The following is an 11926-nucleotide window of genomic DNA, read 5'->3' as shown; positions in this document are numbered from 1 at the left end:
GAACGTCGGCACCAGTGCGGGATATGTTCCTGATCGGTGCTGGGGGAAGGCGTCGAACCGACGGCAACGCCAAGATCCCAATTATTCTTCGCCGTGTGCTGGCGGAACCGGCTATGACGTTCGGTTCAGACTTACACCTGTTCATTGCGGCACGACCAAGACCGGAGACCGAAGAGATGCACGACGACCTGCAAGAGACGAACCCCGGTGACGGTGACAGGGCAGAGGCGATGGTCTCACTGGTGCGCCACTGGCATCACAAGTTCGAGGTGTTCCCCGGCGTGATCACGCCTGGCAGCTACGATCCCATGTTCCTGCTGGAAAAGCTCCAACTCCCCGACGACCTGACCGGAATGCGGGCATTGGATATCGGCCCGTCGGACGGCTTCTTCTCGATGCATCTGGCACGTCGCGGCGCGCAGGTGACTGCGGTTGATTATCGGGCGAAGAACACCCATGGCTTTGGAGTGATGGAGCAGCTCACCGGCCTCGAGTTCGACTACAGGCAGATGAATTTGTACGACGTTTCCGCCGCCGAGATCGGCCAGTTTGATCTCGTGCTTTTCCTGGGCGTCTTCTACCATCTGCCGGACATGATGCGTGCGCTCAACCTTCTTTCTCAGCTTTGCCGTGCCCGCCTTCTCGTCGAGACGCAGTTTGAGCCAGACCTGATGCCTGGCGTGGCGGTTGCGCGCTACTACGAAGCAGGGACGCTTGCCGACGACATCACCAATTTCTGGGTTCCCAACAAGGAATGCCTCTTTGCCATGCTGCGTGACACCGGCTTTCAGGTCGACCGGGACGACAGCTGGGGCAAGCGTATGCTGGTGGACGCTTCCCTGAGTCCGCTGCAAAGGACGAAGAAGATGGACCTTGCCTATGGACTGGTGCCGGGTTGACGGCAGTGCGGCAAGGCTCACCGCTGGCCTCGACGGGACAGGGTGCAGTCCCATGTGTGGATGTTCCATTGTCGTCCTCCGATAGGTTCGGACCGCATCAGCCCCTTCGGGAATTCCGGTGGCCCTGGATGTCTCCATACCGTTTTGCAATCAGTTTCCCGACCGCCTCGGGGCTGTGGGTCAGCGCCATGTAGAGTCGGGCGCGCTCGCCCGCGGCTGCGATCGCCTCGGCGTTGTCGGCCAGTTGCGCCATGATGCGGGCGGCTTCATCGATGTCGGGATCCGCCCAGGTCTGCCCCTCGATGAAGTAGGGATATTGCTCGGGTTCCACGCCGATCAATTTGTAGGGGACCGGGAATCCTGTCTGGCTGCTCAGGAAGTCCGTGCTTCCGGAAAAGTCGGTTGCCACGACCGCCTTGCCCATGGCCATGGCTTCGGCAATCCCCAATCCGAACCCCTCAGAACGGTGCAGCGAGACGAACACGTCGCATGATTTCGTCAGGCAGTAGGTCTCGGCGCGCGTGAGAACCTCGTCGATCAGCAGGATCCTCTTGTCGGCCTGCGCAAGGCTGCGGATCGAATTGAGAATCCCCCGCTTGAGCGGGCTGGTGCCCATGGTCTTGATGACCAGCGAGACGCGCCGGTTGCGGTCCTGGCCGAACGCCTGCAGATAGGCCTGCACCACCGCATCGGGATTTTTACGATCCGGGTAGGAGGAAAAATCGAACGCAAACAGAAACGCAGTCGAGTCATCCGGAATCTGAAAGCGCTTGCGGTTCGCCGTGACGCTGGAGGGAATGGAAATGGCCACCGGGATGTGCACCACGGGGCGGTACGAGCCGGCGACGAAGGCATCGCGGACGAAGGTGGTCGGGGCCCAGATCTCGTCCACCTGCTTCAGGCTCGCCAGCCATTGCGCAGGGATCAGCGGCAGTTCCCAGAACGGCCGGACGATGTTGTATCTGTTCCTGAGGCACCCCGGGCCGACCCCGTGAATGGTTGAGCCCAGCATGTCGGCGTTGACGCAAAAGACATTCACGATCCTGGAAGGGCGCTCCGTGATCCGGTGCGTCAGGGTTTCGTCCCGGTGCGACGAGCGCACCTGGTCGTCAAAATTTGTGACATCGTAGTCGATGTTCGCCGACTCGATCGATCGCGCCAGCGCGCGCATGGCCTCGCCCACGCCTGTTTCCGAAAGCGGGTAACCGATGAGGGAAAATCCCGGCGCAAGGGCGGTATGGGTCGCTGCATCGGTATCGGAGGGCCAGGCCCGCCTGAACATGGCATCAAGGAATTGCTTTCTCCTGGCCGGTGGCATCATCCGGTAGAGCCAGCGGATATGCGGCTGCGCCCTGACGAGAGTTCGATAGGCGAGGCGGGCGATCCGGGATGCAAGAGCAGACGCAGTCCTGGTGGAAGCAACCGGTCCTGCAGGAGCAACGGCATCAGTCGCCCCGAGCCGATCAATCCTTCTGGCGACCGTGTCAACGAATCTGGACGGAATCCCTGCCGACATTGCGCCGCCGGATACCAACCAGTCGGCATAATTGATCTGCGACTGCGCGTCATGCAGGGGAAAAAAGGGTTGCAGGTCGGGCCTTGATTCCCAGAGCGCATGCGCGAGCTGCGTGACCACGCCGCCAGGATTGGGCGCGATGGCCGCCGGGTGGTCGAGACTGTCGGGCAACAGGACGAAAGGATCGCCTTCGAAGGGCTCGAGCTTCTCGCGAAAGAGGATCCGTGCCACAGCCGGGATGTCGGTGCCATCGGCAAACCTCCCGAAGCCATAGGGCACTGGCGGCGACCTGCCTGAACCATGGGCATCCAGCTGATCATGGTAGTCGGAGAACAGGTCTGCCAGTTCCCTGGTCGACGTGGGCTTCCACCGCTGCTGATGCTTGGAGAGCACGCTCCGGTCGCCGGGCGTGATCCCGCTGAAATGGAAGAAGGCAAGTGGCGAGCCGTTGATCTCGTATCTGCCATCGGCGCGCGCGATCGTGCGCGAATCGAGGTTCCAGTAGGCCACGTTGTAGGCGGGGTCGCGCAGGATGTGCGTGTCCGGACAATAGGCGGGCCACAGGTCCATGAACTTCTGGTCGACGAAGATCCCGTCCCCGATCCGGTTGGAGACGCACTCCGTGCGCAGCCGCGTCTCCCACCATTCCAGCAGGGCTGACGTTTTCGCTGTATTCGTGAGAGCCAAAAATCCAAGATTGTATATTCCTGCCCTCATGAATGTGAGGTCGTTCGGGCTCTCCGCGTGCAGGTTGGGCTCCAGCGCATGCGGCGTCAGGATCGAGGAGGCGCCGTTGTCGAACGCTTCGATGATCTCGTCGAAGCGGCGGTAGGCGAAGATGTCGGGGTCGAGATAGATGACGCGGTCATACCCTTCCGCGAACAGCCGCCGGAACACGGTCGGCTTGATGGCCGTGTTCAACTCCATGACATCATAGCGAAAACTGAAAGACCGGGGGTCGGGGAGATTGAGCTCCTCGAAGTAGACATGGCTGTCGAATTCGGGGAATGCGTCCGCTTCGATGCCTTCCCTGCTTGTGTCGGCGATCACCAGGATGCGGGTGAAATCCGGATGATGACGCGCAAGGGATGCGGCGAGCGTCCTGGAGTAGGGGAGGTAGTTCCATGATGAAATCGTGAAGAACGCGCTCCTCATTTTTCCGAATCTTTCTTTGCCTTTGCCCTGAAACGTTGTCATAGCGCATGTGACTGTGAATCCAAATTCGCTTGGCTGGATACCATCTGTGACAAGAAAGACCGCATTGATTACGGGCGCCACGGGACAGGATGGCGCCTATCTGGCAAAGCTGCTGCTCGGGAAGGGATACCGCGTGGTATGCGCCATGCGTCGCACGTCCGGCATCGGCACCTGGCGCCTGCAGTATCTGCAGGTTCTCGACGATGTGGAATTCGTCTCGATGGAACTGACCGAGGATTCAAATGTGCGGGCGGTGCTGGAGACGGTCAGGCCCGACGAGATCTACAATCTGGCGGCCCAAAGCTTCGTCGGCGATTCGTTCTCCCAACCCCTCTACACCACCCAGGTGACGGCGGTCGGCGCCCTGCGATTGCTCGAGGGCGTCAGGACGGTGATCCCCACGGCCAGGTTCTACCAGGCCTCGACCTCGGAGATGTTCGGCAAGGCGCAGCAGGTCCCGCAGACCGAGAAGACCCCCTTCTATCCGCGCAGCCCCTATGGAGTGGCCAAGCTGTTTGCCCATTGGAGCGTCGTCAACTATCGCGAAGCCTATGGGCTGCACTGCTGCAGCGGCATTCTCTTCAATCATGAATCGCCGCTCAGGGGCGCGGAGTTTCTGCCCCGCAAGGTGACGCTCGGGATGGCGAAATACGCGCTGAGGGGCGAGGGTCCGCTGCGGGTCGGCAACCTCGAGGCGAGGCGGGACTGGGGCCACGCAAACGACTATGTCGATGCGATGTGGCGGATGCTGCAAACCGACGCCGGCATGGATTTCGTCGTGGCGACGGGCCGGACCCATACCGTGCGTGATTTCATCGCCTTGGCCGCGAAAGCCTGCGGCATCTCGCTCGACTGGCTGGGAACGGGACTCGAGGAGCGGGCCCTGGACCGGGCCAGCGGCAAGACAGTCGTCAGCATCGATCCGGCCTTCTACAGACCCGCGGAGGTCGATCTCCTCATCGGCGATCCGTCCCTGGCGGATCGTGTTCTCGGCTGGCGGCCCACCGTCCAGCTGGAGGATCTGGTCGCCGAGATGGTGGACGTGGACATGCGCAGGGTCGCTTCCAACCACGTCTCGGGCGTATAGCACCAGCCGGGAAGGGCCCGAAGCCGATCGCGGGCGACGGCTCCACCGGTCTTGCGGGAGGCGGTTTGCCGCCAGAGCATTTGCAGGGAAAGTGATTTTCACCTCGTCGCAGGACGGTGCGACGAATCCCCGGAGCGCGTCGCCGGATCGATGAACACCAATGCGCTCCGGGCAGCCTGCACAAGCCGGCCGGCCGACATGGCGCGTGCGCCGCCGGCCAGGCATTGCGGCATAGACGGCATTCCGCGGCCGTCCGGCCGGTCATCGCCTGGGGATGGCCGGCCGCGCCATCAGCCTCACCGCATGCGCAACAGGTGCTCGCCCTCAAACGCGATGTGGCGGCGCATGGCCTCGAAGAAGCCGCGCAGCATGTAGCCGATGGCCTCGATGTTGATGCCGGTCTTGCCGGCGCCGAGATCCTGCAGCGCCTCGGTCAGTTCCTCGGCGAAGCATTCGTCCTCGCAATGCTCGAAGCGCAGGCGGTTGAGCGTGGCGGCTATGTCGGGATCGCCGCCGCGCTGGCTCGCCACCAGCGGAAACACCACCTCCTCCTCGAAGCGGTGCAGGCCCTGGATCATCGGGCCGAGCGCGCGCGCCGCATAGATGCACTTCTGGCGGTTGACCTGGGCGGGGAGCGAATCGGCGATTTCCTCCAGCCGGTCGCACAGCGCCAGCTGGTCGAGATGCGCCTTGCGCAGCGCCGCGATCGGGTCCTGGCCCGCCGCGAGCCTGATTGTTGCGTCGTCGCTCATCTGCCGGAACCCGCTCCTCTGTTGCCGCCGTTGCCGGCGTCGTTCTCGTGGCTGAGAGATTATGAGGGGAGAAGGAAAGCGTCCTTGACCTGGATCAAGGCGGGTCTTGCCGGTCTCTGCAAATTGGGGGCTGCCCTGCGCAAGGGGTGCGGTCTGCCGTGGGGGCGGGTCGCGACGTTCGCGCAGCGGAGTGTCCGATACCCCTGGGGGAATACCACCATGAAATACGCATTCGAAACAATCGCCGTGGGCATCGGTGCCTTTGTGGCATTGCTCGGCGCGGCTTTCGCCAAGGATGACCTGTTTGAGGCCCATATGTGGATCCTCTTCTTCGTCCTTCTGTGCGCAACCGTGCTGCTGCTGCGGCGCATCCAGTTCTCGCCCGTCGAGGGCCCTTCGGCGGATGCCGAATCGGGCTACTTCGACGAGGTCGTCCGCTACGGCACCATCGCCACCGTGTTCTGGGGGGTGGTCGGCTTCCTGGTGGGCGTCGTGGTCGCCCTGCAGCTCGCCTTTCCCGACCTCAACATCGAGCCCTGGTTCAATTTCGGCCGGATGCGGCCGCTGCACACCTCCGCGGTGGTCTTCGCCTTCGGCGGCAATGCGCTGATCATGACCTCGTTCTACGTCGTGCAGCGCACGTCGCGGGCACGGCTGTTCGGCGGCGATCTGGCCTGGTTCGTGTTCTGGGGCTACCAGCTGTTCATCGTCATGGCGGCCACCGGCTACCTGCTGGGCATCACCCAGAGCCGCGAATATGCCGAGCCGGAATGGTATGTCGATCTGTGGCTGACCGCCGTCTGGGTGGCCTATCTGATTGTCTTCCTCGGCACGCTGCTCAAGCGCAAGGAACCCCACATCTACGTGGCCAACTGGTTCTATCTCGCCTTCATCGTCACCATCGCCATGCTGCACATCGTCAACAACCTGGCCATGCCGGTGTCGTTCCTGGGCTCGAAGAGCTATTCGCTGTTCTCCGGCGTGCAGGACGCGCTGACGCAGTGGTGGTACGGCCACAATGCGGTGGGCTTCTTCCTCACCGCCGGCTTCCTCGGCATGATGTACTACTTCATCCCGAAGCAGGCGGGCCGCCCGGTCTATTCCTACCGGCTCTCCATCATCCACTTCTGGTCGCTGATCTTCCTCTACATCTGGGCCGGTCCGCACCACCTGCACTACACCGCGCTGCCCGACTGGGCGCAGACGCTGGGCATGGTGTTCTCGATCATGCTGTGGATGCCCTCCTGGGGCGGCATGATCAACGGCCTGATGACGCTCTCGGGCGCCTGGGACAAGATCCGCACCGACCCGATCATCCGCATGATGGTGATCGCCGTGGCCTTCTACGGCATGTCCACCTTCGAAGGCCCGATGATGTCGATCAAGGCGGTCAACTCGCTCTCCCACTACACCGACTGGACCATCGGCCACGTGCATTCCGGCGCGCTCGGCTGGGTCGGCATGATCACCTTCGGCGCCATCTACTATCTGACGCCGAAACTGTGGGGCCGCGAGCGGCTGTATTCGCTGAGGCTCGTCAACTGGCACTTCTGGCTCGCCACCCTCGGCATCGTCGTCTACGCCGCCGTCATGTGGGTTGCCGGCATCCAGCAGGGCCTGATGTGGCGCGAGTACAACGATCAGGGCTTCCTGGTCTACTCCTTCGCCGAATCCGTGGCCGCCATGAAGCCCTACTACATCCTGCGCGCGCTCGGCGGCCTGATGTATCTCACGGGCGGCATCATCATGGCCTGGAACGTCACCATGACCATCCTCGGCCATCAGCGCAACGAGGCCGCGATCCCCGGATCGCTGCCCGCCCTGCAGCCAGCAGAATAGGAGGCACGACCAATGTCCCTGCTAGACAAACACGGAATAATCGAACGCAACGCGACGCTTCTGCTGGTGGCCTCGCTCCTGGTGGTCTCGGTCGGCGGCATCGTCGAGATCGCGCCCTTGTTCTATCTCGAAAACACCATCGAGAAGGTGGACGGGATGCGTCCCTATTCACCGCTGGAACTGGCCGGTCGCGACATCTACATCCGCGAGGGCTGCTACACCTGCCACAGCCAGATGATCCGTCCGTTCCGCGACGAAGTGGAGCGCTACGGTCACTACAGCCTGGCTGCGGAATCGATGTATGACCACTCGTTCCAGTGGGGCTCGAAGCGGACGGGGCCGGACCTCGCCCGCGTCGGCTCCCGCTACTCGAACGAATGGCACGTCCAGCATCTCACCGAGCCGCGCTCGGTGGTGCCGGAATCGGTGATGCCGAGCTACTCGTTCCTGGCCAATGCGCCGCTCAGGATCGAGAACGTCACCGCCAGCCTCAAGGCAAGCCGGATGGTCGGCGTGCCCTACAGCGACGAGATGATCGAGAACGCCGAGGCCGACATCCTGGCCCAGGCCAATCCGGATGCCGACACGTCCGGCGTCGAGGCCCGCTATCCGAAGCTGGTGCTGGGCGATTTCGACGGCAGTCCGGCGGCGCTGACCGAGATGGACGCGCTGATTTCCTACCTGCAGATGCTTGGCACGTTGGTCGATTTCTCGACCTACGACGAAGCATCCGGCTATCGCTGAGGAGGCGGCAATGGAAACCTACACAGCCATGCGCCACTTCGCCGACAGCTGGGGACTCGTCTTCATGCTGGCCGTCTTCTGCGGCGTCATTCTCTTCACCCTCCGGCCGGGCGGCAAGAAGGCCGCCGACGAGGCCTCCCAAATCCCGCTGAAGGAGGACTGAAACATGTCCGAAAAACACATCGACGAAGTCTCCGGCGTCAAGACCACCGGCCATGTCTGGGACGGCATCCGCGAGCTGGACAACCCCATGCCGCGCTGGTGGCTGTGGACCTTCTACCTCTGCATCATCTGGGCGGCGGGCTATGCCATTGCCTATCCGGCCATTCCGCTGATCAACGGCGCCAGCAAGGGGCTGCTCGGCTATTCGAGCCGTGCCGACGTGGTTGCGGAGCTGGCAAACGCCAAATCGGCCCAGAGCGTCTATCTCGACAAGGTGGCGGCGACGCCGCTCGACCAGATCTCGGCCGATCCGGAACTCTTGCGCTTTGCCATCGCCGGCGGGGCCGCGGCCTTCAAGGTCAACTGCATCCAGTGCCACGGCTCGGGCGCGCAGGGCTCGGCCGGCTACCCCAACCTCAACGATGACGACTGGCTCTGGGGCGGAACGGTGGACCAGATCTTCGCCACCATCTCGCACGGCATCCGCTTTGCCGGCGACGACGACACCCGCATCTCGGAAATGCCCGCCTTCAGCGACATTCTCGAACCGGCCGAGGTCCGCCAGGCCGCCGCCTATGTGGTGAGCCTCACCGGCACCGCCGCGGATCCGGCGATGGCGGACGCCGGCAAGCAGGTCTTCGCCGACAACTGCGTGGCCTGCCACGGCGAGAACGCCGAGGGCAACCAGGACCTCGGAGCCCCCCATCTCGGCGACGCCATCTGGTTCTACGGCAACAGCGAGGCCCATATCGCGGCCCAGATCGCCAAGCCAAGGCACGGCGTCATGCCGGCCTGGCTCGGCCGCCTCGGCGAACCCACGGTCAAGGAACTCGCCGTCTTCGTCCACTCGCTGGGCGGCGGGCAGTAGGGGCTGAGGCAGTCACGGAGGCAAGCAGCAACCCCGTCGGTGCGAGCCGGCGGGGTTTTTCGTGGGGGGGAGCGGTAGATTTAGGGTGGAAGGCTGGTCGTTCGTGCGCCGTCTAACGGCTGCTTTGCCCTCGGGGCGACCAAGAACGAAGTTATCGGCAACGGCTAAGCTCGAAAGGGAATAGGCTCTGTCGCGGAATTTACTGAAATGTCGTTACTGGAACCCGAGTATGCCTGTCCATTTTTCGGCTATTGCCATTGACGTGGAGGGCCGAGCCATCATGATGAATAATGCGCGTGAATGCCGACAGTACCTGGAAATTTAGTTGACTCAGCATTCAAACACCAAAATACCTATGCTGTAAGGTAGCATCGCGGTCAAGATATCTAGGCAAACTGGTATGGCTAATAAAATCGGTTATGAGTTCGCGCTTGAGCTTAATGAGGTCGCGGTGGTGGGCTCGAAGCTGAGAGCCGCCGTGGACCAACACAATTTCTTGCCGGATGATTTTCCTAGAGAACAGGTGAATTTTCTCGTGCTGGCTCTGCAGGGGTTATCCAATGGCTCACTAGAGGGAGCGAAACTTCCTTTGGAGCATGCATCGGTACGACTTTCGGAGATAAGGAGGCGCTATTTTTTCCATCAAGACTTAAATTCTGATTCTGATTCTGATGATGTAGTATCATTTCCTGTTTTAGAGCGCGGGGATTCTCTAGATGCTACGTTCTCACAATTGCTGTCTGCGATTTCAACAGCACTTGACGCTTATCGGGAGCAGTCTAGAACCGGCTTTGAGAGTTTGAATACGGATGAATACACGGAAATACTTCCTGGGATCGAAATGTCGACGATGGAAGATCGAGATGTATACAAGCAAATATCAAAATTTGATGATCTTTCTAGATATGCTCGCGAACCCAACTGGATCCAGAGTGTCCAAGTGCAGGAAGTTGCGCGTTCGACCGCTGATGCAAGGAATGCTTTAGCATCAACAAAAGCGGAAGCAAGCTCACAATTCATTATAAGGGGATGGATTAAGAAACTTGCCGGTCTTTCGGCTAATTCTCTCGTTATACTTCGGAGGTTACTCGATGGCGTGGCAGTCGGATCGGGGGTCGCATTAGAGTTTTATATTCGATATAAGAAGACAGTTTCAAGAGTTCGTGATGTGATAATACAGGATGCTCAAGAATGGCTTTCGTTCTTGTCATCAAAGATCGAGAATGCGGAGACGGCTTTAAGAAGATACGCCGATGATCGTGACCGGAAGAATTATGGCATGATTGGTGACGTAATAAGTGGGCGTCGGACTGTCATCAACGAAGATAAGCTTCCCTTCGCGATTACGCCTGACGAACGTCAATTGCCGCGACGCGGGACAATGGTTGAATTTGACATAGATGCTTCGAAAGGCCCCCCACTTGCCAAGAACATTAGGGCAACGACAAGATTTCTAATTGTAAACGATCAACTTATGACTCCGGAGCAGGCGAAAGCTCCAATTCTAGAAAGGATTTTGTATGTTTTAGCTACGCGCAAGAACGATATGATACCGATAAGGCAGTTAGAGCGCCGGATTACATCTAAAAGTGTCAATCCACTGCCTACCGAATTCTGGAAAATATTGGGTTACGGCGATTTTATTGGATATTTGGCATCGACTGGAAAGTTATTTCTGTATCCCCCGAATGAAAATGCGAGTCACGCTAGTCTCAGCCCTATTGCTACTGAGAATATTACCCCGCCTTTGGTGAGGGATTGGGCAGTAAGAGAGTTGCTTCGAGAAGGCGCGCCGATAAGAATTGGGGATATGGCTCTGAGGGCGGCCAAGACTTATTCTGGCGGGAAGGTGCCCGTTCGATTGCAGGTGGGGGTACGGCGGTTCTCAAATATATTCGACAATGATCCACGTTTTCAGCTGAAGGATGGGCAAATATATATGTCAGAGACGACAGTTTGACGAAATTTAATGTCTTTCTGTCGATCATACTATAAATGTCTATATTTCGATTGCGGTAGGTTGATCAACGGATCGGATGTCCGTTCCGTCTGAAATATTGTCCCGGGTGGTTAACCCAAATGCTCTAGATTGGATCAAATTAGCCATTAGAAGTCTATGGCGCTTAGACTTGGATTCGCGCTTGTTAATCTTGAATTTGAGCCGCAGATTTTACGAATAACAGCAAATACCACTTTCTCTCGCTGCCATCCCCCGTAATTTCCATGCCGGAATCGCGCTTTCCCGCCGGCTGCCCTCAGCCTCCCCTTGCGCGAACCTGCCGTGCCGCGCCCATACTTGTTCGCGGGCATTCGGCCTGATTTTGCACATCGCCCCCCAACCACAAACGGCAGGCCATCTTCATGACCTGCCGTAGCGTCTCACGCCTTCGCGTCGATCCACTCAGAATCGTTTTCCAGCCCGTCCTCCCAGAAGGAACCTGCCCGGTTCGAATTCGCTGTCGTCGGTGTCGCGGGCCTTGACCCACTGGTCGCAGCTCTCGGTGTTGGTGCCCTGGGCCCACAGCAGCTTGACGGATGCCGGGGGACAGTTTGCTTCGGCTGCGGACCGGGCCATCGGGCACAGCGCAGGAAGCAAACTGGCCCCCACGGGTCCCCCGCCTCGCGGACGCTCGTCTGCTGGATGCCGGCTCGGGGGCCGGCATGACGGAGGAGGGGATGGTCGCAGCCTCCGCCGGGCTCTCCCCGGCGCCTCCGATCCGGTCCCCCGTTCCTTCATTCTGAGTGGCCACACGGCGCCACCCTTCAGCCTCATCCTTGTACGTTGCCGAAGGTGTATGATTGTCTCCAGCGGCGGAGGTGCGTGTCATCCCCGAACCTTGAGTTCGTACCTCAGCGAGTGCC

At 60.3% G+C, this 11926-nt stretch carries 9 protein-coding genes; 7 read left to right on the top strand and 2 right to left on the bottom strand.

Annotation, left to right across the window (positions count from 1 at the left end; genetic code table 11):
• The first annotated feature begins 176 nt into the window (after positions 1 to 176).
• Entirely contained in the window at positions 177 to 899 is a 723-nt protein-coding gene (locus DFR52_RS15435; protein WP_158284974.1) for a class I SAM-dependent methyltransferase, read from the top strand.
• Between the two features lie 97 nt (positions 900 to 996).
• On the opposite strand, the gene DFR52_RS15430 is transcribed toward DFR52_RS15435, so the two are convergent.
• Positions 997 to 3693 (bottom strand): glycosyltransferase, encoded by a 2697-nt coding sequence (locus tag DFR52_RS15430; protein WP_146215619.1) that lies wholly within the window; start codon positions 3691 to 3693, stop codon positions 997 to 999.
• On the opposite strand from DFR52_RS15430, the gene gmd reads away from it, so the two are divergent.
• A complete protein-coding gene (gene gmd, locus DFR52_RS15425) occupies positions 3659 to 4699 on the top strand; it encodes a GDP-mannose 4,6-dehydratase (protein WP_110032909.1) in 1041 nt (346 codons plus the stop codon). The genes DFR52_RS15430 and gmd overlap by 35 nt on opposite strands.
• A gap of 296 nt (positions 4700 to 4995) precedes the next feature.
• On the opposite strand, the gene DFR52_RS15420 is transcribed toward gmd, so the two are convergent.
• Positions 4996 to 5451, bottom strand: a complete 456-nt coding sequence (locus tag DFR52_RS15420; RefSeq protein WP_110032908.1) for a hemerythrin domain-containing protein — start codon at positions 5449 to 5451, stop codon at positions 4996 to 4998.
• Between the two features lie 219 nt (positions 5452 to 5670).
• On the opposite strand from DFR52_RS15420, the gene ccoN reads away from it, so the two are divergent.
• The 5 genes from ccoN to DFR52_RS24305 all read left to right on the top strand — a co-directional run bounded on the left by ccoN (position 5671) and on the right by DFR52_RS24305 (position 11024).
• A complete protein-coding gene (gene ccoN / locus DFR52_RS15415; RefSeq protein ID WP_110032907.1) occupies positions 5671 to 7290 on the top strand; it encodes a cytochrome-c oxidase, cbb3-type subunit I in 1620 nt (539 codons plus the stop codon).
• Positions 7291 to 7302: 12 nt separating this feature from the next.
• On the top strand, positions 7303 to 8034 hold the full coding sequence (gene ccoO / locus DFR52_RS15410; RefSeq protein ID WP_110032906.1) for a cytochrome-c oxidase, cbb3-type subunit II: 732 nt from the start codon (positions 7303 to 7305) through the stop codon (positions 8032 to 8034).
• Positions 8035 to 8044: 10 nt separating this feature from the next.
• Entirely contained in the window at positions 8045 to 8197 is a 153-nt protein-coding gene (locus DFR52_RS15405) for a cbb3-type cytochrome c oxidase subunit 3 (protein ID WP_110032905.1), read from the top strand.
• Positions 8198 to 8200: 3 nt separating this feature from the next.
• Entirely contained in the window at positions 8201 to 9064 is an 864-nt protein-coding gene (gene ccoP / locus DFR52_RS15400; protein ID WP_110032904.1) for a cytochrome-c oxidase, cbb3-type subunit III, read from the top strand.
• A 400-nt stretch (positions 9065 to 9464) separates the two neighbouring features.
• Complete coding sequence (locus tag DFR52_RS24305; protein WP_146215618.1) at positions 9465 to 11024, top strand: hypothetical protein; 1560 nt, start codon at positions 9465 to 9467, stop codon at positions 11022 to 11024.
• The last annotated feature ends 902 nt before the right edge of the window (positions 11025 to 11926 follow it).

Origin of the sequence: Hoeflea marina (assembly GCF_003182275.1) — a bacterium.
Lineage (GTDB): Bacteria > Pseudomonadota > Alphaproteobacteria > Rhizobiales > Rhizobiaceae > Hoeflea > Hoeflea marina.
The sequence above is the reverse complement of the archived record's forward strand: the minus strand, read 5'-3'. Positions and strand labels throughout refer to the sequence as shown.

Coding starts and splice junctions, on each gene's coding strand:
- DFR52_RS24305 (WP_146215618.1), top strand. CDS start 9,465: ATGGCTAATAAAATCGGTTATGAGTTCGCGCTTGAGCTTAATGAGGTC.
- DFR52_RS15435 (WP_158284974.1), top strand. CDS start 177: ATGCACGACGACCTGCAAGAGACGAACCCCGGTGACGGTGACAGGGCA.
- DFR52_RS15405 (WP_110032905.1), top strand. CDS start 8,045: ATGGAAACCTACACAGCCATGCGCCACTTCGCCGACAGCTGGGGACTC.
- ccoP (WP_110032904.1), top strand. CDS start 8,201: ATGTCCGAAAAACACATCGACGAAGTCTCCGGCGTCAAGACCACCGGC.
- DFR52_RS15420 (WP_110032908.1), bottom strand. CDS start 5,451: ATGAGCGACGACGCAACAATCAGGCTCGCGGCGGGCCAGGACCCGATC.
- ccoN (WP_110032907.1), top strand. CDS start 5,671: ATGAAATACGCATTCGAAACAATCGCCGTGGGCATCGGTGCCTTTGTG.
- ccoO (WP_110032906.1), top strand. CDS start 7,303: ATGTCCCTGCTAGACAAACACGGAATAATCGAACGCAACGCGACGCTT.